Raw genomic sequence first — 22,874 nt, forward strand, 5'->3', positions numbered from 1 at the left:
CAGCGGGCCGCCGACGCGGCCCGTTTTTCCATTCGCGGCGAATCTGTTACGGTGATACTCCTCAGCGCTGCGCCGATGGCCGCCGCGCGTTGTCATAACAAAAACAACGAGGACGTTTATGACCGCCCAGATCCTGCTTCATCCTTCGCTCGCGCCGCTCGACGGCGGCATCAATTTCCGCGACTTCGGCGGCAACGGCGTGGCCGACGGGCGCCGCATCAAGCGCGGCCTGCTGTTCCGCTCCGGTTCCCTCGAGCGGCTGACGGAAAACGACTGCACCTTTCTCGCCGGCGTGCCGGTGCGCTCGGTGCTGGACTACCGCGATGCCGACGAGGTGCAGGCCAAGCCGGATATTCTGTGGAATGGCGCCGATTATCACCACGTGCCGGCCAACCCGCTGAGCAGCGAAGTCAACGCCAACCTGGAGAAGCTCACCAACGAGACGCTGGCCGCCTTCGACGCCCGCGCGTTCATGCTGGAACTGTATCGCCGCCTGCCGTTCGGCAATGCGGCCTATCAGCGGCTGGCGCAGCTGTTGAGCAATCCTGGCGGCGGCGCCATCGTGCAGCACTGCGCGGTCGGCAAGGATCGCACCGGGGTCGGTTCGGCACTGGTGCTGTTTGCGCTGGGGGCCGACGAAGCGACGGTGCTGGAAGACTATCTGCTGACCGAAACCACGCTGGCCACTTTCCGCGAGCAGATGCTGGATCAGCTGTCTATCAAGCTGAATGCGGCGGCGCTGGAGCAATTCGCCTACGTGCTCAGCGCGCGCGAGGAGTTCCTGATGACGGCGTTGGGCTGCATCCGTCAGCAATACGGTTCCACCGACCGCTGGCTGGAAGCGGAATACGGCCTGGGCGCAGCCCAGCGCGAAGCGCTGCAGGCGTTCTACCTCGAGTAAATCGCCGCGCGTTTAGCCGGGGTTTAACTCGCCCCGGCCTATCCTAGGCGGCGAATTATCGCGTATCAGGAGCCCCGCATTGAGCCTCAATGACGTTATCAACTGGGTCAGCGACGTCGTGCGTCAGCACGAAGGCTGGGCCATTCCCATCATCTTTTTCCTGGCGTTCGGCGAGTCGCTGGCGTTTTTGTCGCTGCTGCTGCCGGCCACGGTGATCCTGCTGGCGCTGGGCGCGCTGATCGGCGAAAGCGGCATCGCCTTTTGGCCGATTTGGGCCGCTGCCGCCGTCGGGGCGTTTTTCGGCGACTGGCTCTCTTACTGGATCGGCTATCACTATCAGGACCGGGTGGCGCATATGTGGCCGCTGTCGCGCAATCCGCAGCTGCTGGCGCGCGGCCACGCGTTCTTTGAACGCTGGGGCGTGCTGGGCATCTTCATCGGCCGCTTTTTCGGCCCGCTGCGCGCCGTGGTGCCGCTGGTGGGCGGCATTTGCGGCATGCCGCAGCGTTATTTCCAGTTAGCCAACGTCACGTCGGCGATGATCTGGGCGTTCGGCATTCTGGCGCCGGGGGCATTCGGCATCAAGTGGCTCAGCCAGTGGCTGGGCTGATTTCTCGCTAAATTGCGCAGCGCCGCGCAATATTGTGCGCGGCGGGCAAAATCAGGCTGGACATCCATACAGGCTCCCCTTAACGTGACGGGCAATGGGCGTGCGAAACGCCGGAACGGCAAGGTGCAACAGGAGGCAGGGTGGATACCAGTCTGATTTATGGGATTGGCGGCGTAACGATCGGCATGCTGTTGGGGTGGTTGATCGCCAGTCTGCGGGTACAACAGACGAATGCGCAGCATGAAACCGAGCTGCGGTTGCTGGAGCAAGCGTTGCAGCAGGCGCAGCAGGAAACGGCGGCGCGGCAGGAGGCTCTGCAGCGCCACGAGCAGCAGCTGCGGCAGAGCGAGCTGGAGCTGCGTAACCTGCACAGCCAGCTGGCGGCCGGGCATGAAAAGCTTCAACAGCTCAACCATTGGCGCAACGAATGCGAATTGCTCAACCAGGAGCTGCGCGCCCAGCGCGAGGTTAACAGCGCGCAGGAGGCCGAGCTGCGCGAAGTCACCATCCGTCTGGAAGAGACGCGCATGGCGGCGGAGGAGAAGCAGCGCCTGCTTATCAACAGCGAACAACGCCTCACCACCCAGTTTGAAAACCTCGCCAACCGCATTTTTGAACACAGCGGCCGCAAGGTGGACGAGCAAAATAAGCAAAGCTTGGATCGGTTGCTGCTGCCGCTGCGTGAACAGCTGGACGGTTTCCGCCGTCAGGTGCAGGACAGCTTTGGTCAGGAGGCGCGGGAACGTCACACGCTGACGCACGAAATACGTAATCTGCAGCAGTTGAACGCACAGATGGCGCGCGAGGCCATTAACCTCACCAAGGCGCTTAAAGGCGACAACAAAACGCAGGGCAACTGGGGCGAAGTGGTGCTGAGCCGGGTGCTGGAGGCCTCCGGCCTGCGCGAAGGGCACGAGTATGAAACGCAGGTCAACGTGCGGGTGGATCACCAGAGCCGCATGCAGCCCGATGTGATCGTGCGCCTGCCGCAGGGCAAGGACGTGGTGATCGACGCTAAGATGTCGCTGATCGCCTACGAGCGCTATTTCAACGGTGAAGACGAGGTGGAGCGCGAAGCGGCGCTGAGCGAACATATCGCCTCGCTGCGCGGCCACATTCGCATGCTGGGCCGCAAGGACTATCAGCAGCTGCCGGGGCTGCGCTCGCTGGACTATGTGCTGATGTTCATTCCGGTCGAGCCCGCCTTCCTGCTGGCTATCGATCGCGAGCCGGAGCTGATCAGCGAAGCGCTCAAGCACAACATCATGCTGGTCAGCCCGACCACGTTGCTGGTGGCGCTGCGCACTATCACCAACCTGTGGCGCTATGAGCATCAAAGTCAGAACGCCCAGCGCATCGCCGATCGCGCGGCGAAACTGTATGACAAGATGCGGCTGTTCGTGGACGATATGTCCGCGCTGGGGCAGAGCCTGGACAAAGCGCAGGGCAGTTATCGTCAGGCGATGAACAAACTGAGCGAAGGCCGTGGTAACCTTATCGGCCAAATTGAAGGTTTCCGCGCGTTGGGGGTTGAGGTCAAACGGCCGATCAACCCGCTGCTGGCGCAGCAAGCCGGCGCGCAACACGATGAAGCGGAAGAGGCGAACGACGATGATGTCGCCGCGCTGCCGCAGACGAAAGACGATGACGATACCGCCGGGGAACCGGGCTTCGTTTCGCACGGCTGAGGCCGTGGCGAGGTGGGGTATTCCCCAGGCTTCTGGTACACTCATCCACACAAAATTGACTGAATAGCAGGCAGGACAATGGCAGATCAACCGCAGGAAACCACCGATTTCGGTTTTCGCACCGTCGCTAGAGACGAAAAACAGGCCATGGTGGCGGACGTTTTTCATTCGGTAGCGGCAAAGTATGACGTGATGAACGACCTGATGTCGTTCGGCATCCACCGTATCTGGAAGCGTTTCACCATTGACTGCAGCGGCGTGCGCCGTGGGCAGCGCGTGCTGGATCTGGCCGGCGGTACCGGCGATCTGGCGGCCAAGTTCTCCCGCATGGTCGGCGAGCAGGGGCAGGTGGTGCTGGCGGACATCAACGATTCGATGCTGAAGATGGGACGCGAGAAGCTGCGCGATCGCGGCATCGTCGGCAACATCAATTACGTGCAGGCCAACGCCGAAGCGCTGCCGTTCCCGGACAATTACTTCGATTGCATCACCATCTCCTTTGGCCTGCGCAACGTCACCGACAAAGACAAAGCGCTACGCTCGATGTTCCGCGTGCTGAAGCCGGGTGGCCGCCTGCTGGTGCTGGAATTCTCCAAGCCGCTGCTGGCGCCGCTGAGCAAAGCTTACGATGCCTACTCGTTCCACGTATTGCCGAAGATCGGCGAGCTGGTGGTGAAGGATCCGGACAGCTACCGCTACCTGGCGGAATCGATCCGCATGCACCCCGATCAGGAAACCCTGAAGGGCATGATGGGCAACGCCGGTTTTGAAAACGTCACCTATTTCAACCTGACCGGTGGGATTGTCGCCCTGCATCGCGGCTTCAAGTTCTGAGAGGGAGATGCCGATGCTGTTTACCCCTCTGCTGACCGGTGCGCTGGAAACCTCGCTGAATAATCTGCTGTTTCGCGATCGCAGCATGAAAGCCGCTCGCCAACGCCTGGCGGGCAAGGTGCTGCGTATCGAACTGGAAGAGCTGGCTTCACCGCTGGTGCTGGTGTTCAGCGAACTGCGCGTGGACGTGCTGGGGCAGTCTGAGGACAGCGCCGATTGCACCGTGCGCAGCCGCATTCCCGCCTTACTGAAGCTGCGCGATCGCCAGCAGTTGCCGGTGCTGATGCGCAGCGGCGAATTGACGGTGGAAGGCGATATTCAGGTGGTGCAACAGCTGGTTGGCCTGCTCGATCTGGCGGAGTGGGATCCGGCGGAGTGGCTGGCGCCCTATATCGGCGATATCGCCGCCCAGGGCATTACGCAGGCGCTGGGAAAAGGCGCCTCGCTGCTGAAAACCGGCTTTATGCGCCGGCAGCAGGACATGGCGGAGGCATTGACGGAAGAGTGGCGTCTGGCACCGGGGCCGCTGGAAGTGGTGTGGTTCAACGAGGAAGTTGATGCACTCGCCCGCAGCGCGGAAGCGCTGTCTGCCCGCATGGACAAGTTGGAGGGCAAGCGATGACCCCAGGCGAACTGCGCCGTTTGTATTTTATCGTCCGCGTTTTTCTCAGCTATGGGCTGGACGAACTGATCCCTAAAATGCGTTTGACGCTGCCGCTGCGCTTCGGCCGCCGGCTGCTGTTCTGGATGCCGAATCGGCACAAGGACAAGCCGCTGGGTGAACGCCTGCGGCTGGCGCTGCAGGAACTGGGGCCGGTCTGGATCAAGTTCGGCCAGATGATGTCGACCCGCCGCGATCTGTTTCCGCCGCAGATTGCCGATCAGCTGACTTTGTTGCAGGACCGGGTCGCGCCTTTCGACGGCGCGCTGGCGCGTAAACATATTGAACTGGCGATGGGCGGCCCGCTGGAAACCTGGTTCGACGATTTCGATCAGCAGCCGTTGGCCTCTGCTTCGATCGCGCAGGTGCATACCGCGCGGTTGAAAACCACCGGCCAGGAAGTGGTGCTGAAGGTGATCCGGCCGGATATCGGGCCGATCATCAAGGCCGACGTGCGCCTGATGTACCGTTTGGCCGGCTGGGTGCCGAAGCTGTTGCCGGACGGCCGCCGTCTGCGCCCGCGCGAAGTGGTGCGTGAGTACGAGAAAACCTTGCTGGACGAATTGAACCTGCTGCGCGAAGCGGCCAACGCCATTCAGCTGCGCCGCAATTTCGACGGCAGCCCGATGCTGTACGTACCGGAAGTTTATTCTGACTACTGCCGTGAAAGCGTATTGGTGATGGAGCGCATCTACGGCATTCCGGTCTCGGATATCGCCACGCTGGAGCAGCAGGGCACCAACATGAAGCTGTTGGCGGAACGCGGCGTTCAGGTGTTCTTTACCCAGGTATTCCGCGACAGCTTCTTCCATGCGGACATGCATCCCGGTAATATTTTCGTCAGCTACGAACATCCGGAAGATCCTTGCTATATCGGCATCGACTGCGGCATCGTCGGCTCGCTGAACAAGGATGATAAACGCTACCTGGCGGAAAATTTCATCGCCTTCTTCAACCGTGATTACCGCAAGGTGGCGGAACTGCACGTCGACTCCGGTTGGGTGCCGCGCGACACTAATGTGGAAGACTTTGAATTCGCCATCCGCACCGTGTGCGAGCCGATTTTCGAGAAACCGCTGGCGGAGATTTCCTTCGGCAACGTGCTGCTGAACCTGTTCAACACCGCACGCCGCTTCAATATGGAAGTGCAGCCGCAGCTGGTGTTATTGCAGAAGACCTTGCTGTATGTTGAAGGACTGGGGCGCCAGCTCTACCCGCAGCTGGATCTGTGGACCACGGCCAAGCCGTTCCTCGAGAGCTGGCTGCGCGATCAGGTCGGCATCCCTGCCGTGGTGCGCGCGCTCAAAGAAAAAGCGCCGTTCTGGGCGGAGAAGCTGCCGGAACTGCCCGAGCTGTTTTACGACAGCCTGCAGCAGCATAAACTGTTGCAACAAAGCGTTGATAAGCTGACCAACCAAATGCAGGCTCAGCGGGTTCGTCAGGGGCAGTCACGTTATTTGTTCGGCGTTGGCGCTACACTCTTGGTAAGCGGCACGCTGTTGCTGCTGGGGCAAATCGAGGTGTTTCCTGCCTGGATGATGGCCGCCGGCATCGTATGCTGGGTGATTGGCTGGAAGCGAACCACCTGATTTAATTCGTCACTCTGGTAAAGTCGGCCCTATAATGCGGGCTGGCTTTGAAAGACCCTTTAAAATTAGAGGTAATTAAAATGGGCGGTATTAGTATTACGCAATTGTTGATCATCGCAGTGATCGTGGTGCTGCTGTTCGGTACCAAAAAACTGCGCACGCTGGGCTCCGATCTCGGCGCCTCGATCAAGGGCTTCAAGAAGGCGATCGGCGACGACACGCCGTCGACCCCCAACACGGCTGAGAAAAGCAGCCTGGATGACGCTGACTTCTCGGCCAAGCCTATTACCGATAAGCAGCCGGAAGTGAAACCGGAAGAGTCGAAGAACAAAGAGCAGGTATAAACCGTGTTTGACATTGGGTTTAGTGAGCTGCTGCTGGTGCTGGTGATCGGCCTGGTTGTTCTGGGGCCGGAACGGTTGCCGGTCGCGGTCAGAACGGTGTCGGGCTGGATCCGCGCGCTGCGCTCGCTGGCGGCCTCGGTGCAGCACGAACTGTCTCAGGAACTGAAGCTGCAGGAGCTGCAGGACAGCCTGAAAAAAGCGGAACAGGCCGGTTTGCAGAACCTGACGCCGGAGCTGAAGGCGTCAATGGATGAGCTGAAAGACGCGGCGGAATCATTGAAACGCACCTACCGGGGCGAGAAAGAAGAGCTGGCGAACACCATTCATAACCCGCAGGTCACCGATCCGGAAGCCTTGCACGACGGCGTGACGCCGGCGGAAGCGGCAACCAGCGCCAGCGCGCCCGCCGCCGTGCCAAAACCGGCAGAGGAGCCTGAGGCCGTCGCGCCTGTGTCACCGGCCGCGCCAGTGCCAGCGCAGCAGGCTAAAGCGCCGGTGGAAACCGCGCCGGCACCTGTCGAACCTGTTGCGGATAAAACCCCAGCGTCTCACCAACCTAGTGGCGATCGTTAATACATGGCTGTTGAAGATACCCAACCCCTTATCAGTCATCTGATAGAGCTGCGCAAGCGGCTGTTGAACTCGATTATTTGCGTGCTGGCGGTGTTCGTGGTGCTGGTGTTTTTCGCCAACGACATCTACCAGCTGGTCTCTGCGCCGCTGCTCAAGCAGCTGCCGGCCGGGGCGAGCATGATCGCTACCGACGTGGCGTCACCGTTCTTTACGCCGATCAAGCTGACCATGATCGTCTCGGTGTTCGTCTCAGCGCCGATGATTCTGTATCAGGTGTGGGCATTCATCGCACCGGCGCTGTACAAGCATGAACGCCGCCTGATGATGCCGCTGCTGGTGTCCAGCAGCCTGCTGTTCTACCTCGGCATGGCTTTCGCCTACTTCATCGTGTTCCCGCTGGCCTTCGGCTTCTTTGCCAAGACCGCGCCGATGGGGGTGACCATTGCGACCGACATTAAAAACTACCTCGATTTCGTCATGGCGCTGTTTATGGCGTTTGGCGTCGCCTTCGAAGTGCCGGTCGCCATCATTCTGCTGTGCTGGAGCGGCGTCACCTCGCCGGAAGATCTGAAGAAGAAACGGCCGTATGTGTTGGTCGGCGCGTTTGTGGTCGGCATGCTGTTGACGCCGCCGGACGTGTTCTCGCAAACCCTGTTGGCAATACCGATGTATCTGCTGTTTGAAGTGGGGGTGTTCTTCGCTCGCTTCTATACCGGTAAACGTCGCCCGCAGGCGGAAGAAGAAGACGAGGGTGACGAACCCCCAGCACCCTGATCCACATTGATTGCGAAGCCGCCCATTGGGCGGCTTTTGCTTTGGAAAAAACCATGTTTGATATCGGCGTTAATCTCACCAGCAGCCAATTCGCCAAAGACCGCCAGGCGGTGGTGGAACGCGCCCGCGTTGCGGGCGTGACGGGGATGTTGATTACCGGCACCGATCTGGCGGAGAGCCGCGAGGCCGCCGAACTGGCGCAGCAACATGCGGGCTACGGTTGGTCTACCGCCGGCGTGCATCCGCACTACGCCAGCGGTTGGGATGAACACACCGCCGAGCAGATTTATGCGTTGGCCGCGCGCCCTGAAGTGGCGGCGATCGGCGAATGCGGCCTGGATTTCAATCGCAACTTCTCGACGCCCGCACAGCAGGAAGCGGCGTTCACCGCGCAGCTGGCGCTGGCGGCGGAGTTGGCGCTGCCGGTGTTTCTCCACTGCCGCGACGCACACGCACGTTTTGCCGAGCTACTGACGCCGTGGTTGGATAAACTGCCCGCGGCCGTGGTGCACTGCTTCACCGGCACCGCCGAAGAATTAACAAGCTGCCTGTCGCTGGGCCTGTCGATCGGGATTACCGGTTGGGTCTGCGACGAGCGGCGCGGCCTGGAATTGCGCGCCCTGTTGCCGCAGATCCCGGCCGAGCGTCTGTTGCTGGAAACGGACGCCCCTTATTTGTTGCCCCGGGATTTACAACCTAAACCCGCATCTCGCCGCAACGAACCCTGTTTCCTGCCCCATATCGTGCATCAGGTCGCCGTCTGGCGACAGGAAGAGCCGCAATGGCTGGGGCAAAAAACCGATGAGAACGCCCGCCGGCTATTCCGGCTGGTTTGAGCTAGGAGAAAACTATGAGCTATGCATTTCCGGGTACCTTCCCTGGTCGCCGTATGCGCCGCGTGCGCCGTCATGACTTCAGCCGCCGCCTGGTCGCCGAAAACCAACTGACGGTCAACGACCTGATTTATCCGGTGTTTGTCATGGAAGGCAGCAACCGTCAGGAAGAAGTGGCCTCGATGCCGGGCGTATCGCGCATGACGATCGATCTGCTGGTCAAAGAAGCGGAAACCATTGCCAAACTCGGCGTGCCGGTGATCTCCCTGTTCCCGGTGATCGAGCCGGGCCTGAAATCGCTGCATGCGGAAGAAGCCTATAACCCGGAAGGGTTGGTGCAGCGCACGGTGCGCGCGCTGAAAGACGCGGTGCCTGAGCTGGGCATTCTGACCGACGTAGCGCTCGATCCCTACACCACGCATGGGCAGGACGGGGTCATCGATGAGCAGGGCTATGTGATTAACGACGTGACCAAAGACATCCTGGTGCGTCAGGCGCTGTCCCATGCCGAAGCGGGTGCGGAAATCGTGGCGCCGAGTGACATGATGGACGGCCGCATCGGGGCGATCCGCGATCGTCTGGAATTGCAGGGCCTGGTGAATACCCAGATTATGGCCTATTCCGCCAAGTATGCTTCCTGTTACTACGGCCCGTTCCGCGATGCGCTGGGCTCCAGCGGCAACCTGAAGGGCGGCAACAAGAAGACCTATCAGATGGATCCGGCCAACAGCGACGAAGCGCTGCAGGAGATTGCACAGGATCTGCAGGAAGGCGCGGACATGGTGATGGTGAAACCGGGCATGCCGTACCTCGACGTCGTACGCCGCGTGAAGGATACCTTCGGCGTGCCAACCTTCGCTTATCAGGTGTCCGGCGAGTACGCGATGCATATGGCGGCGATTCAGAACGGCTGGCTGCAAGAACAACCTGCGGTGATGGAATCGTTGATGTGCTTCAAACGCGCCGGCGCCGACGGTGTGTTGACCTACTTCGCCAAGCGTGTCGCCCAGTGGCTGCACGACGACGCGATGCGTCGTTAAGCGCCAACTGAGCCAACAAAAAGGCGCCTGAGGGCGCCTTTTGCATTACATCTTCTGGAACTGTCGGTTGTCGATGCTTTGACTGACCTGTTTGTTGATCAGGTTCAGCAACAACATGGAACGCGCCTCGCCGTCCGGCTCGGTGTAGATCGCCTGCAGCCCTTCGAATACGCCGTCGACGATCAGAACGGTATCCCCCGGCTGCGGGGTTTCCGGATCGACATAGGTTTCGCTGGCGTGCGTGCGCAGCTCATCGATCACCTTGCTCGGGATCACGCTCGGCAACGCGCCGAAACGCACGAAGTGGCTGACGCCGCGGGTGGCGCTGATGGTGGTGGTGTGAATGCGCTCCGGGTCGAACTCCACAAACAGATAGTTGGGAAACAGGGGTTCGCTGACCGCGATGCGCTTGCCGCGCACGATCTTTTCCAGCGTGATGATCGGGCTGAGGCAGTTTACCTGCTGCCGTTCCAGATGTTCCTGCGCTCGCAACAGCTGACCGCGTTTGCAATAAAGTAGATACCAGGATTCCATAATTTCACATGCCTTTCTGCCAGCCGGTAAGCATATCAAAAGCTATTCCGGATACATAGTGATGCAAGTTTCAGCGTGTAACATCACCTATCTCTATGAATATGCGGCTATTAGCGAGGGGTCACACACTTATCGATACGGCGCTGGTATAACAGAGGGCTGAAAATTTGTTACCGTCACAGTATGGCAAGGCGTTGCGCTACCGGCTGTGACGCTATTCATCGTTTTTGACCGAGGGGGAAAGAAATGGAGCTGTTTCTGTTGAGCAACGGCAAGCTGTCTGGCGAAGCCGAGCTGCTGGGGTACGCCAAAAGCCAACTGCTGGCGATGATTGCGCGTCGCGGCATCAAATCCGCCGTCTTTATCCCTTACGCCCTGATCCGTTATGACTACGACCAGCGTGCGCAGGAGCTGGCGCAAACGCTGGGCATCGAAGTCACCAGTATCCACCACGCCGCTTCGCCGGCGGCGGCGATCGCGCAGGCGGAGTGTATTTTGGTCAGCGGCGGCAATACCTGGTTGCTGAACCAAATGCTGCACGAACAAGGCCTGATCGTGCCTATCCAGCGCGCGGTGCGCGAGCGTGAGGTGCCTTACGTCGGCTGGAGCGCCGGTTGCAACGTGGCTACGCCGAGCATTCGTACCACCAATGATATGCCGGTGCGCTGCAGCGTGGTGCTGCCGGCGCTGGGGCTGTTCCCGGTGCAGATCAACCCGCATTACATCGACGCGCATATCAGCGGCCACATGGGCGAAACCCGTGACGAGCGCCTGGAGGAGTTCTGCGCGGTCAACCCGAGTGAATCGGTGGTGGCGCTGCGTGAAGGCAGCCTGCTGCACGTTGAAGGCAATGCGCTGCGTTACTTCAGCGCTAACGGGCAGGGCTTCAAGGTGTTCCGCCACGGCGAGGAGACGCGCGAATATCAGGATACGCGTGCGCTGGCCACGCTGGTGCCGTTCAACTGCGGCTGAGGGCCACCCCGCAGCGGGCGGCGTTAACAAAATTGCAGCAACAACCGTGAAGAGGGCTTATAATGCCCTCCCCACTGGCCGTTATAATGATCAGCATGAAATACCGTGACTTACGCGATTTCCTCTCGTTGCTGGAGAAGAGAGGGGAACTAAAACGCATCAGCCAGCCGATCGATCCTTACCTGGAAATGACGGAGATTGCCGATCGCACCCTGCGGGCGGGCGGCCCGGCATTGCTGTTTGAAAACCCGAAAGGCTACGACATGCCGGTGCTGTGCAACCTGTTCGGCACCGCCAATCGCGTGGCGATGGGCATGGGGCAGGAAGACATCAGCGCGCTGCGCGAAGTCGGCAAACTGCTGGCGTTCCTCAAAGAGCCTGAGCCGCCGAAAGGCTTCCGCGATCTGTTCGACAAAATGCCGAAGTTCAAGCAAGTGCTGAACATGCCGACCAAGGTGCTGGGATCCGCGCCTTGTCAGGAGCAGGTATGGCAGGGTGAGGATGTCGATCTGGGCCGTATTCCGGTGATGCACTGCTGGCCGGAAGACGCCGCGCCGCTGATTACCTGGGGGCTGACGGTGACCCGCGGCCCGCATAAAGAACGGCAAAATCTCGGCATCTATCGCCAGCAGGTGCTGGGCAAGAACAAAGTGATCATGCGCTGGCTGTCGCATCGCGGCGGCGCGCTGGATTATCAGGAGTGGTGCCAGGCGCACCCCGGCGAGCGTTTCCCGGTCGCGGTAGCGCTGGGCGCCGATCCCGCCACCATCCTCGGTGCGGTCACGCCGGTGCCGGATACCTTGTCTGAATACGCTTTTGCCGGGCTGCTGCGCGGCAATAAAACCGAAGTGGTCAAGTGCCTTTCCAACGATCTGGAAGTGCCCGCCAGCGCCGAAATCGTGCTGGAAGGCTATATCGAGCCGGGTGAAATGGCGCCGGAAGGCCCTTACGGCGACCACACCGGTTACTACAATGAAATCGACCAGTTCCCGGTGTTCACTGTCACCCACATCACCCAGCGCCGCAACGCGATCTACCACTCGACCTATACCGGCCGCCCGCCGGATGAGCCGGCGATCCTGGGCGTGGCGCTGAACGAAGTGTTCGTGCCGATCCTGCAAAAACAGTTCCCGGAAATCGTCGATTTCTATCTGCCGCCGGAAGGGTGCTCGTACCGCCTGGCGGTAGTGACCATGAAAAAACAGTACGCCGGCCACGCTAAACGCGTGATGATGGGCGTCTGGTCGTTCCTGCGGCAGTTTATGTACACCAAATTTGTTATCGTCTGCGATGACGACGTCAATGCGCGCGACTGGAACGACGTGATTTGGGCGATCACCACACGAATGGATCCGGCAAGGGATACCGTTCTGGTGGAGAATACGCCGATCGACTATCTGGACTTCGCCTCGCCGGTTTCCGGCCTGGGTTCGAAGATGGGGCTGGACGCCACCAATAAATGGCCGGGTGAAACCGATCGCGAATGGGGCCGTCCGATTCAGATGGATGAAAAGGTACGTGCGCGCGTCGACGAAATCTGGGATGAGCTCGCAATCTTCAGTGACAGGGAACCGACGCTGTAGCGTCAGGCTCTGTTCTCAGCTTTGCATTGATGACCCGACAGAGGGAACGCATGACAATATTGAGCTGTAAAGTGACCTCGGTAGAGGCCATTACCGATACGGTTTATCGGGTACGTCTGGTGCCCGAGCAGCCGTTTTCTTTCAAGGCAGGGCAATATCTGATGGTGGTGATGGACGAGCGCGACAAGCGTCCGTTCTCGCTGGCATCTACCCCGACGCAGCAAGATTATATCGAACTGCACATCGGCGCTTCGGAGCTGAATCTGTACGCCATGGCGGTGATGGATCGCATCTTGAAAGAGCAGGCGATCACCGTCGACGTGCCGCACGGCGACGCCTGGCTGCGGGAAGAGGGCAGCCGTCCGCTGGTGCTGATCGCCGGCGGCACCGGCTTCTCTTACGCGCGTTCAATCTTGTTGACCGCGTTGGAGCAGCAGCCCGATCGCGACATTTCGATCTACTGGGGCGGGCGTGAGCTGAAGCACCTGTACGATTTGAGCGAGCTGGAAGCGCTGTCGTTGCAGCATCCTAATCTGAAGGTGATCCCGGTGGTCGAGCAGCCGGAAGCCGAATGGCGCGGCCGCAGCGGCACCGTGCTCAGCGCGGTGCTGCAGGATTTCGGCACGCTGGCGGAGCATGATATCTATATCGCCGGGCGTTTCGAGATGGCGAAAATCGCCCGTGAGCGTTTCTGCGCCGAGCGCGGCGCGCTGGAAGCGCATATGTTCGGCGACGCGTTTTCGTTTATCTGACAGAGGCGATGCGCAGTGAACGGGGTGGCCGAGGGTCGCCCCGTTTTTATTTGGGCGCCGGCAAACTTCAGACATAAAAAAACCCGCCCCTGACAGGCGGGAAGAACGGCAACTAAACTTGGCGGGATGCCGCGATTTGAAGTGGTGACGCGGTCATCCCAAGATAGACACAGCTAAACGCGTTCAAAGACGGTGGCGATGCCCTGGCCCAGGCCGATGCACATGGTCGCCAGGCCGAACTGCGCGTCGCGACGTTCCATGTTGTTCAACAGGGTGGTCGAGATGCGGGAGCCTGAACACCCCAGCGGGTGGCCGAGCGCGATGGCGCCGCCGTTCAGGTTGATCTTGTCGTCGATGCTGTCCATCAGCCCCAGATCCTTGATGCACGGCAGCGACTGGGCGGCGAACGCCTCGTTCAGCTCGAACAGATCGATGTCCTGCACGCTCAGACCGGCGCGTTTCAGCGCCAGCTTGCTGGCCGGCACCGGGCCGTAACCCATGATGGAAGGATCGCAGCCGACGACCGCCATCGAGCGGATGCGGGCGCGGGCCTTCAAACCGAGCGCTTTGGCGCGTGATTCGCTCATCAGCAGCATGGCGGAAGCGCCGTCCGACAGGGCGGAAGAACTGCCGGCGGTGACGGTGCCGTTGACCGGATCGAACGCCGGACGCAGGGCCGACAGGCTTTCGACGGTGGTTTCCGGGCGAATGACCTCATCGAAATCGTAACGGGTCAGTACGCCATCGGCGTCGTGGCCGTTGGTCGGTATGATCTCGTTTTTAAAGTAGCCGGCCAGCGTCGCCGCATGCGCGCGCTGGTGGGAGCGGGCGGCGAACTCATCCTGCATCTGGCGGCTGATGTTGTGCATCTTGGCCAGCATTTCGGCGGTCAGCCCCATCATCCCGGCGGCTTTGGCCACGCTGCGGCTCAGCCCCGGATGGAAATCCACGCCGTGGTTCATCGGCACATGACCCATGTGTTCCACGCCGCCGATCAGGCTGACGTGCGCGTCGCCGACCATGATGGCGCGCGCCGCGTCGTGCAGCGCCTGCATCGAAGAGCCGCACAGGCGGTTGACGGTCACCGCCGGCACGCGGTGCGGGATCTCGGCCAGCAGCGCGGCGTTGCGGGCGATGTTGAAGCCTTGTTCCAGCGTCTGCTGCACGCAGCCCCAGTAAATGTCATCGATCTCGGCGGCGTCCAGCGCCGGGTTGCGGCTCAGCACTTCACGCATCAGGTGAGCGGAGAGATCTTCGGCGCGCACCTGGCGGAAGGCGCCGCCCTTGGAGCGGCCCATCGGTGTGCGTACGGCATCAACAATAACTACGTTTTCCATCTTTATGACCTCATGCCGGTTGGCGGGTAGCGACGTCGGACAGCGGTGTCGCCACCGGGTAGTAGCTTTCATTGCGTTCGGCTTTGGCGCGCAGACCGGCCGGCACCTGATACAGGGCGCCGAGGTGTGCGTAGCGCTGGGCCAGCTCAACGTAGTTGGCGGTGCCGAGCGTATCCAGGTAGCGGAACGCGCCGCCGTGGAACGGAGGGAAGCCAATGCCGTAGACCAGCGCCATATCGGCTTCCGCCGGGCTGGCGACGATCTTCTCTTCCAGGCAGCGAACCACTTCGTTGATCATCGGGATCATCATGCGCGCGATGATTTCTTCGTCGCTGATGGTCTGGCGCGGTTGGCTCACTTCGGCCAGCAGCGCATCGGTCTGCTCGTCGTTGTCCTTGCGCGGTTTGCCTTTGCTGTCCTGGCTGTAGCGGTAGAAGCCCAATTGATTTTTCTGACCGAAGCGCTGGTTGTCGAACATCACGTCAATGGCGTCGCGATAGTCTTTGCTCATGCGATCCGGGAAGCCGGCGGCCATTACCGCCTGCGCGTGGTGCGCGGTGTCGATGCCCACGACGTCGAGCAGGTAGGCCGGGCCCATCGGCCAGCCGAACTGTTTTTCCATCACTTTATCAATCTGACGGAAGTCGGCGCCGTCGCGCAGCAGCAGGCTGAAGCCGGCGAAATACGGGAACAGCACGCGGTTGACGAAGAAGCCCGGGCAGTCGTTCACCACGATTGGCGTTTTGCCCATGCGGCTGGCGTAGGCCACCACTTTGGCGATGGTGTCATCGCTGGTCTGTTCGCCGCGGATGATTTCAACCAGCGGCATGCGGTGTACCGGGTTAAAGAAGTGCATGCCGCAGAAGTTTTGCGGGCGCTTCAGCGATTTTGCCAGGTGATTAATCGGAATGGTCGAGGTGTTCGACGCCAGAACGGTGTCCTCATCGATCAGGTTTTCCACTTCCGATAGCACGGCGGCTTTGACCTTCGGATTCTCGACGACCGCTTCAACGATCACCTGCGCGCGCTCGATGCCGGCGTAGTCCAGCGTCGGCTGAATGGTCGACAGCACCTGCGCCATTTTCAGGCCATCCAGCTTGCCGCGCTCCAGTTGCTTATTGAGCAGCTTGGCCGCTTCGCTCATGCCCAGCGTCAGCGACTTGTCGCTGATGTCTTTCATGATCACCGGCACGCCTTTCAGCGCCGATTGGTAGGCGATGCCGCCGCCCATGATGCCGGCACCCAGCACCGCCGCCTGTTTCGGCGCATCTACATTCTTGGCCAGCTTTTTCGCCTGGCCCTTCACGAACTGGTCGTTAAGGAAGATGCCGACCAGCGCGCGCGCTTCGTTGGAACGCGCCAACGGCACGAAGCTGGCGGTTTCCAGTTTCAGCGCTTCATCGCGGCCCAGCTTGGCGGCGGCTTCAATGGTTTTCACCGCGGTCATCGGCGCCGGGTAATGTTTCCCTGCGGTCTGCAGCACCATGCCTTTGGCGGTGGTGAAGCTCATCGCGGCTTCAATCGGGCTGAGCTTCAGCGGCTCCAGCTTAGGTTGACGCGCGGCGCGCCAGTCCAGCTTGCCGTCGATCGCCTGTTGCAGCATTTTCAGCGCCGCTTCGGCCAGTTTTTCCGGTGCCACCACCGCATCCACCAGGCCGACTTTCAACGCGTCTTTGGCGCTGACGTCTTTGCCGGCGGCGATGATTTCCAGCGCGCTGTCGTTACCCAGCAGGCGCGGCAGGCGGACGGAACCGCCGAAGCCCGGCATGATGCCCAATTTGGTTTCCGGCAGGCCGATGCGCGCGTCCGGTGAGGCGACGCGGAAATCGGTCGCCAGAATGCATTCGCAACCGCCGCCGAGCGCATAGCCGTTAATGGCCGAAATGGTCGGTACCGGCAAATCTTCCAGCCGGTTAAAGACGTTGTTGGCGAACACCAGCCACTCTTGCAGCTTTTCAGCCGGTGCGGCGAACAGAGAAAGGAATTCGGTGATATCGGCGCCGACGATAAACGCGGCTTTGGAGGAGCGCAGCAGCAGCCCCTTCAGCTCAGGCTGGTTTTCCAGCACGGTGAGCGCTTCGCCCAGGCTGGCGACGGTGCGGGTGTCCAGCTTGTTGACCGAGCCCGGTGCGTTGAACACCAGCTCGGCGATGCCGTTATCGAGCCAGTGCAGTTGTAATGTTTCGCCTTGGTAGAGCATGTCTATCTCCTGAATCAGCGTATGATCTGGTATGACCAGATGATGAGGAGTGTGGTTTTTATGTTAAAAATATGCAAATGAGAGATTGCATATTTGCTGGTCGGATCACATCTCGCCAAGTTAGTTTTTTGATTTAAAACGAAGATATTTTATGTGCTATCGGCATTTGCTGGAGTCTGTCGGCCCTCATACACTTGCCTGCAGCGATTTAGCATTCAGACGAGGTAAGGCATGACTAAGGCGGCTTGTGTCAAACGCAGCGGCTTATGGAGTATTCCCGCCAGAACCATGACGCTGGCGTGTCTGTTGGTATTTATGGCGCAGATGGCGACGACCGTGTACCTGCCTTCGCTGCCGACGGTGATGCGCGAGTTGGCAATGAGCCGGCGCGCCACCGAGCTGTCCATTTCGATCTTCGTCATCGGCGCTGCCTTGCCGGTGCTGTTCTGGGGCGCGGCTGCCGATCGCTTTGGCCGCCGAGCGCCGCTGACGCTTTCCCTGCTGCTTTTCATTGGCTGCAGCGGGCTGTTGGCGCTGTGCAGCAACGGCGCCCAGCTGCTGGCGCTGCGCGCGCTGCAGGGTGTGGGTGCCGGTGGCGCGGCGATCATTGCACGCATCATCGTGCGGGATAACTGGAGCGGTGACGAGCTGGCGCGGCGGCTGTCGGTGCTCTCTATCGCTTTTATCACCGCGCTGGGCGGCGGTCAGTTCGTCGGCGGCCTGCTCAGCCAATATTCGCACTGGCAGATGGGCTTCGTCTTGATGGGTGCCACCGGTTTGGCCATTCTGGCGCTGATGGCGACGCTGCCGCTGGAGGCGGGCCGCGATCGCGGGCCTCGCCCGGCGATGACGGCTACCTACTTCGCCATCCTGCAGCGGCCGGGATTTTTTTGGCCGGCCTGCGTCGGCGGGCTGGGTTTCGCCACCACGGTGACGCTGCAGGAGGTGAGCCCGTTCGTCATGCAACAGGGTTTTGGTCTCAACGTCACGGCGTTCGGCGCGCTGGGCTTGGTGATCGGCATCGCCTACTTTAGCGGCGCGTTGACGGTGAACCGTACGGTGGCGCGCGTCGGCGGGAAAAAACTGATGCAAACCGGCAGCGGCATCGTGGCCCTGGCGACGGTGACGATCCTGATATTGTGGTGGAGCGGCATTCTGGCCGGCCTTTCCGGTATGGCGCTGTTCATCGCGCTGTATTGCCTGACTATTTTTGGCCAGGCGGTGTTGTTTCCCAACAGCATGGCGATGGCGGTCAGCGACGCCAAAGAGTACGGTGCCTATGCGATGGCACTGTGTGGCTTTCTGCAGCAGTGTCTGGCGGGCGTCGCCGCGGCCGGCGCGGTGTTGTTGGAGCACCATGGCCTGTGGGCGCTGGCGATAGCGGTGCTCGGCCTGGCCGGTTGGCTAATGGTTAAACTGCGGATGTAACGGCATTTGCAGGGAATTGCGAGCTGCTCCGCATGCCCAACGCGATGAGGTTGGTGCGTCGGAGCGCTGTGTTAAGATGGCTTCTTTCGTGCTAAGGCATAAGGGTACTGTGATGGAAACGCTGGCTTCTTTGTATAACGACCACCTGGCAGAGCTGCAAAAACGCGCGCGCGAAGTGCTGGAGCGCAACAAGTTGGATGCGCTGCTGATTCACTCCGGAGAACTGCAAAAGGTATTTTTGGACGACCATAGCTATCCGTTCAAAGTGAACGCGCATTTCAAAGCCTGGGTGCCGGTGACGTCGGTGCCGAACTGCTGGTTGTGGATCGACGGTGTCAACAAGCCGAAGCTGTGGTTCTACTCCCCGGTCGACTACTGGCACAGCGTAGAGCCGCTGCCGGAGAGTTTCTGGACCAAATCCCTTGAATTGATGCCGCTGGCCAACGCCGACGCCATCGCCCAGCAGCTTCCGCCGCAGCGCGAGCGCGTGGGCTATATCGGTTATGCGCAACAGCGCGCCCGCGATCTCGGCATCCCTTCTGAGAACATCAACCCGAAAGCGGTGTTGAATTACCTGGATTTCCACCGTTCGATCAAAACCGGCTATGAGCTGGCCTGCATGCGCGAAGCGCAGAAGACGGCGGTAACCGGCCATCGTGCGGCGCATGAGGCCTTCCTCTCCGGCATGAGCGAGTTCGACATCAACCTGGCCTACCTGACGGCGACCGGCCACCGCGATACCGACGTGCCTTACGACAACATCGTGGCGCTGAACGAACACGCTTCGGTGCTGCACTACACCAAGCTGGATCATCAGCCGCCGGCCGAATCCCTGAGTTTCCTGATCGACGCCGGCGCGGAATATAACGGCTACGCCGCCGATCTGACCCGCACCTACGCGGCGCAAAGCGGCAGCGAGTTCGCCCACCTGGTGAAAGATCTCAACGGTGAGCAGCTGGCGTTGATCGACACCATCAAAACCGGCGTGCGTTATACCGACTACCATGTGCAGATGCACCAGCGCATCGCCAAGCTGCTCAAGAATCACAAGTTGGTGAACGGCCTCAGCGAAGAGGCGATGGTTGAAACGGGTATCACTACGCCGTTCCTGCCGCACGGGCTGGGCCACCCTCTGGGCCTGCAGGTGCACGACGCCGCCGGCTTTATGCAGGACGAGCAAGGCACCCATCTGGCGGCGCCGTCCAAGTATCCGTTCCTGCGCTGCACCCGCGTGTTGCAGCCGGGCATGGTGTTGACCATCGAGCCGGGTCTGTACTTCATCGACTCTCTGTTGGCGCCGTGGCGCAGCGGTGAGTTCAAGCAGCACTTCGCCTGGGATCGCATCGATGCGCTGAAGCCATACGGCGGCATCCGCATCGAAGACAACATCGTGATCCACGAAAAGCGCATCGAGAACATGACGCGCGATCTGAACCTGGCCTGATGCGGCCGTACCCGATACCGGCGGAAGCGACCTGCTTTACCGAAGAAATAAAGAAGAGCCGTTTTATCACCCTGCTGGCGCCGACCAGCGGGGTAGAGGCGGCAAAGGCGTTTATTCAGCAGGTGCGGGATGAGCACCCAACGGCGCGGCACCATTGATGGGCATTCGTCGCCGGCAGCCCCGATGACTCGCAGCAGCTGGGATTCTCCGACGACGGAGAACCGTCGGGCACCGCCGGCAAACCGATCCTCGCGCAGCTGATGGGCAGCGGTATCGGCGAAGTGACCGCCGTGGTCGTTCGTTACTATGGCGGCGTCAAGCTGGGCACCGGCGGGCTGGTGAAAGCCTATGGCAACGGTGTTCAACAGGCGTTGAAGCAGTTGGCGTTGGTACAAAAGGTGCCGGAAGCAGAATATATCTTGCAGTGCGACTATGCGCAGTTGGCGCTGGTGGAGAACTTGCTGCAGCAAACCGTAGGCCGGATCCTGCAGGGCGAATACGGCGCCGCCGTCGTGCTGCATCTGGCCTTGCCGGCCATCGAGGTCGAGCTGTTTGGAAATAAATTGCGTGATCTCAGTCGCGGTAATTTGCAATTAACCCCCATTTCGCAATAATTCCTCCCAATTGAATTGCTAAGGATCGTGCTGAAATGCATTTTCGCGCCATAACCCGTATCGTTGGTCTGCTGGTCATCCTGTTCTCCGGGACGATGTTTATTCCCGGCCTGGTGGCATTGATTTACCGCGATGGGGCGGGGCGTGCGTTCAGCCAAACCTTCTTCGTGGCGCTGACCATCGGTCTGATGCTGTGGTGGCCGAACCGCAAACAGAAACACGAGCTGAAGCCCCGAGAAGGCTTTCTGATCGTCGTGCTGTTCTGGACCGTGCTGGGCAGCGTGGGGGCATTGCCGTTCCTGTTTTCGGAACGGCCCAACCTGTCGCTGACCGACGCCTTCTTTGAATCCTTCTCGGGATTGACGACCACCGGTGCGACGACGCTGGTGGGATTGGACTCGCTGCCGAAGGCCATTCTGTTCTATCGCCAGATGCTGCAATGGATGGGCGGCATGGGGATCATCGTATTGGCGGTGGCGATACTGCCGATACTCGGCGTCGGCGGCATGCAGCTGTATCGGGCGGAAATGCCCGGGCCGCTGAAAGACAACAAGATGCGTCCACGCATCGCCGAAACCGCCAAAACCCTGTGGCTAATCTATGTATTGCTGACCGTCGCCTGTGCGCTGGCGCTCTGGGGGGCTGGGATGTCGGTGTTCGACGCCATCGGCCACAGTTTCTCGACCATTGCCATCGGCGGTTTTTCTACCCACGACGCCAGTATCGGTTATTACGCCAGTCCGACCATCAACACCATCATCGCCGTGTTCCTGCTGATTTCAGGCTGTAACTACGGCTTGCACTTCGCTTTGCTAAGCGGTCGCAGTCTGAAGGTGTATGGGCGCGATCCTGAATTCCGCATGTTCATCTTCGTCCAGTTGACGCTGGTGGTGGTATGCACGTTGGTGCTCTGGGGGCATGGCGTCTATAAGAGCGGTATGGAAACGCTCAATCAGGCGTTCTTCCAGGTGGTATCGATGGCGACCACTGCCGGTTTTACGACCGACAGCATCGCCAAGTGGCCGCTGTTTCTGCCTATGTTGTTGCTGTGCTCGGCGTTCATCGGCGGTTGCGCCGGCTCGACCGGCGGTGGCCTGAAGGTGATCCGTATCCTGCTTCTGTACCTGCAGGGATCGCGCGAGTTGAAAAGGTTGGTGCACCCCAACGCGGTCTATACCATCAAATTGGGCAACCGCGCGCTGCCGGAACGCATCCTGGAGGCGGTATGGGGATTCTTCTCTGCCTATGCGCTGGTGTTTATCGTCAGCATGCTGGCGATCATTGCCACCGGTGTTGACGACTTTTCCGCGTTCGCCGCAGTGACGGCAACGCTCAATAACCTCGGCCCCGGCCTGGGCGTAGTGGCGGATAACTTCACCACGATGCCGGCGGCGGCCAAGTGGATCCTGGTGGTGACGATGCTGTTCGGGCGCCTGGAAGTGTTCACATTGCTGGTGCTGTTCACGCCAACCTTCTGGCGTGAGTGAGTCTGATATAAGGAGTACGCCATGAAGGCATTGATACTTTATTCGAGCCGTGACGGGCAAACACGCGCTATCGCTTCTTATATAGCAAGCAAGCTGCAGGACACGCTGCGTTGTGAGGTGATCGATCTGCTGCAGGCGCAACAGGTCGATCTTAGCCAGTATCAGCAGGTGATGATCGGCGCTTCTATCCGTTACGGGCACTTTAACCCGGCGCTGGATAAATTCGTCAAGCGTCATGCCGAGCAACTGAATCGAATGCCGAGCGCGTTCTTTGCCGTGAACCTGACCGCGCGTAAACCGGAAAAGCGCTCGCCGCAAACCAACGCTTATACTCGCAAGTTCCTGCTGGCCTCGCCGTGGCAGCCAAAACAGTGCGCGGTGTTTGCCGGCGCATTGCGTTATCCGCGCTATCGCTGGTTCGACCGCATCATGATTCAATTTATTATGCGTATGACGGGCGGTGAAACGGATACCAGTAAGGAAGTGGAGTACACCGATTGGCAGCAGGTCGACCGTTTCGCCCAGGAATTTAGCCAGATCCAGTACGAAAAGTGACAAAAATGCGGGTTTGGCCAGCGTTTTGCCGAAAAAACCCGCGCTTGAAAAGTTTTTTGCAATTAGGGGTTGCGGCCCGCCGAGAACTCCCTATAATGCGCCTCCACTGACCGGGAACAAC

At 60.3% G+C, this 22,874-nt stretch carries 21 protein-coding genes and 1 pseudogene; 19 read left to right on the forward strand and 3 right to left on the reverse strand.

Annotation, left to right across the window (positions count from 1 at the left end):
- The first annotated feature begins 118 nt into the window (after positions 1–118).
- The 11 genes from AC4PR2_RS14480 (at position 119) to hemB (ending at position 9,847) form a co-directional block, all read left to right on the forward strand.
- Positions 119–901 (forward strand): tyrosine-protein phosphatase, encoded by a 783-nt coding sequence (locus AC4PR2_RS14480; protein WP_049209368.1) that lies wholly within the window; start codon positions 119–121, stop codon positions 899–901.
- Between the two features lie 79 nt (positions 902–980).
- Complete coding sequence (locus tag AC4PR2_RS14485) at positions 981–1,511, forward strand: DedA family protein (RefSeq protein ID WP_019455291.1); 531 nt, start codon at positions 981–983, stop codon at positions 1,509–1,511.
- A gap of 140 nt (positions 1,512–1,651) precedes the next feature.
- Positions 1,652–3,199 carry a DNA recombination protein RmuC gene (gene rmuC / locus AC4PR2_RS14490; protein ID WP_060424144.1) on the forward strand — a complete coding sequence of 516 codons (1,548 nt, stop codon included), beginning with the start codon at positions 1,652–1,654 and terminating at the stop codon, positions 3,197–3,199.
- A 78-nt stretch (positions 3,200–3,277) separates the two neighbouring features.
- Positions 3,278–4,033, forward strand: a complete 756-nt coding sequence (gene ubiE, locus AC4PR2_RS14495) for a bifunctional demethylmenaquinone methyltransferase/2-methoxy-6-polyprenyl-1,4-benzoquinol methylase UbiE (protein WP_025304918.1) — start codon at positions 3,278–3,280, stop codon at positions 4,031–4,033.
- Positions 4,034–4,046: 13 nt separating this feature from the next.
- Positions 4,047–4,655 (forward strand): ubiquinone biosynthesis protein UbiJ, encoded by a 609-nt coding sequence (gene ubiJ, locus AC4PR2_RS14500; protein ID WP_060424142.1) that lies wholly within the window; start codon positions 4,047–4,049, stop codon positions 4,653–4,655.
- Positions 4,652–6,283 carry a ubiquinone biosynthesis regulatory protein kinase UbiB gene (gene ubiB / locus AC4PR2_RS14505; protein ID WP_038874180.1) on the forward strand — a complete coding sequence of 544 codons (1,632 nt, stop codon included), beginning with the start codon at positions 4,652–4,654 and terminating at the stop codon, positions 6,281–6,283. Before ubiJ ends, ubiB begins: the two co-directional genes overlap by 4 nt.
- Before the next feature lie 80 nt (positions 6,284–6,363).
- The gene (tatA, locus tag AC4PR2_RS14510; RefSeq protein WP_004934452.1) at positions 6,364–6,627 is read left to right on the forward strand and encodes a Sec-independent protein translocase subunit TatA; all 264 of its coding nucleotides are present in this window, start codon (positions 6,364–6,366) and stop codon (positions 6,625–6,627) included.
- Positions 6,628–6,630: 3 nt separating this feature from the next.
- Positions 6,631–7,200, forward strand: a complete 570-nt coding sequence (tatB, locus tag AC4PR2_RS14515; RefSeq protein WP_197803931.1) for a Sec-independent protein translocase protein TatB — start codon at positions 6,631–6,633, stop codon at positions 7,198–7,200.
- 3 nt (positions 7,201–7,203) lie between these two features.
- Positions 7,204–7,974 carry a Sec-independent protein translocase subunit TatC gene (gene tatC, locus AC4PR2_RS14520; protein WP_004934456.1) on the forward strand — a complete coding sequence of 257 codons (771 nt, stop codon included), beginning with the start codon at positions 7,204–7,206 and terminating at the stop codon, positions 7,972–7,974.
- 53 nt (positions 7,975–8,027) lie between these two features.
- Positions 8,028–8,810 carry a 3'-5' ssDNA/RNA exonuclease TatD gene (gene tatD / locus AC4PR2_RS14525; RefSeq protein ID WP_070915677.1) on the forward strand — a complete coding sequence of 261 codons (783 nt, stop codon included), beginning with the start codon at positions 8,028–8,030 and terminating at the stop codon, positions 8,808–8,810.
- Between the two features lie 14 nt (positions 8,811–8,824).
- Positions 8,825–9,847, forward strand: a complete 1,023-nt coding sequence (gene hemB, locus AC4PR2_RS14530) for a porphobilinogen synthase (protein WP_033636707.1) — start codon at positions 8,825–8,827, stop codon at positions 9,845–9,847.
- 45 nt (positions 9,848–9,892) lie between these two features.
- On the opposite strand, the gene rfaH is transcribed toward hemB, so the two are convergent.
- Positions 9,893–10,381, reverse strand: a complete 489-nt coding sequence (gene rfaH / locus AC4PR2_RS14535; protein WP_004934466.1) for a transcription/translation regulatory transformer protein RfaH — start codon at positions 10,379–10,381, stop codon at positions 9,893–9,895.
- 246 nt (positions 10,382–10,627) lie between these two features.
- Between rfaH and pepE the strand changes: the two genes are divergently transcribed.
- The 3 genes from pepE (at position 10,628) to fre (ending at position 13,688) form a co-directional block, all read left to right on the forward strand.
- Positions 10,628–11,353: a dipeptidase PepE gene (gene pepE / locus AC4PR2_RS14540; protein ID WP_084826259.1), complete on the forward strand. Its 726-nt coding sequence runs from the start codon at positions 10,628–10,630 to the stop codon at positions 11,351–11,353.
- Between the two features lie 86 nt (positions 11,354–11,439).
- A complete protein-coding gene (ubiD, locus tag AC4PR2_RS14545; RefSeq protein WP_025304926.1) occupies positions 11,440–12,936 on the forward strand; it encodes a 4-hydroxy-3-polyprenylbenzoate decarboxylase in 1,497 nt (498 codons plus the stop codon).
- A gap of 50 nt (positions 12,937–12,986) precedes the next feature.
- Positions 12,987–13,688, forward strand: coding sequence for an NAD(P)H-flavin reductase (gene fre / locus AC4PR2_RS14550; RefSeq protein ID WP_004934474.1), 702 nt, complete (start codon positions 12,987–12,989; stop codon positions 13,686–13,688).
- Positions 13,689–13,861: 173 nt separating this feature from the next.
- On the opposite strand, the gene fadA is transcribed toward fre, so the two are convergent.
- Positions 13,862–15,025: an acetyl-CoA C-acyltransferase FadA gene (gene fadA, locus AC4PR2_RS14555; protein ID WP_025304928.1), complete on the reverse strand. Its 1,164-nt coding sequence runs from the start codon at positions 15,023–15,025 to the stop codon at positions 13,862–13,864.
- A gap of 10 nt (positions 15,026–15,035) precedes the next feature.
- Complete coding sequence (gene fadB, locus AC4PR2_RS14560; protein ID WP_060424134.1) at positions 15,036–17,225, reverse strand: fatty acid oxidation complex subunit alpha FadB; 2,190 nt, start codon at positions 17,223–17,225, stop codon at positions 15,036–15,038.
- A gap of 231 nt (positions 17,226–17,456) precedes the next feature.
- Between fadB and AC4PR2_RS14565 the strand changes: the two genes are divergently transcribed.
- From AC4PR2_RS14565 to hemG, 5 genes and pseudogenes are all read left to right on the forward strand, one after another.
- On the forward strand, positions 17,457–18,653 hold the full coding sequence (locus AC4PR2_RS14565; RefSeq protein ID WP_183907066.1) for an MFS transporter: 1,197 nt from the start codon (positions 17,457–17,459) through the stop codon (positions 18,651–18,653).
- A gap of 112 nt (positions 18,654–18,765) precedes the next feature.
- Complete coding sequence (gene pepQ, locus AC4PR2_RS14570) at positions 18,766–20,097, forward strand: Xaa-Pro dipeptidase (RefSeq protein ID WP_070915666.1); 1,332 nt, start codon at positions 18,766–18,768, stop codon at positions 20,095–20,097.
- Positions 20,097–20,711: pseudogene (locus AC4PR2_RS14575) on the forward strand (IMPACT family protein). The gene pepQ and the pseudogene AC4PR2_RS14575 overlap by 1 nt, the downstream one beginning before the upstream one ends.
- A gap of 35 nt (positions 20,712–20,746) precedes the next feature.
- A complete protein-coding gene (gene trkH / locus AC4PR2_RS14580; protein WP_004934492.1) occupies positions 20,747–22,198 on the forward strand; it encodes a Trk system potassium transporter TrkH in 1,452 nt (483 codons plus the stop codon).
- A gap of 21 nt (positions 22,199–22,219) precedes the next feature.
- The gene (gene hemG / locus AC4PR2_RS14585; protein WP_070915670.1) at positions 22,220–22,753 is read left to right on the forward strand and encodes a menaquinone-dependent protoporphyrinogen IX dehydrogenase; all 534 of its coding nucleotides are present in this window, start codon (positions 22,220–22,222) and stop codon (positions 22,751–22,753) included.
- Positions 22,754–22,874: the final 121 nt, after the last annotated feature.

It is taken from the genome of Serratia sp. A07 (assembly GCF_058725505.1).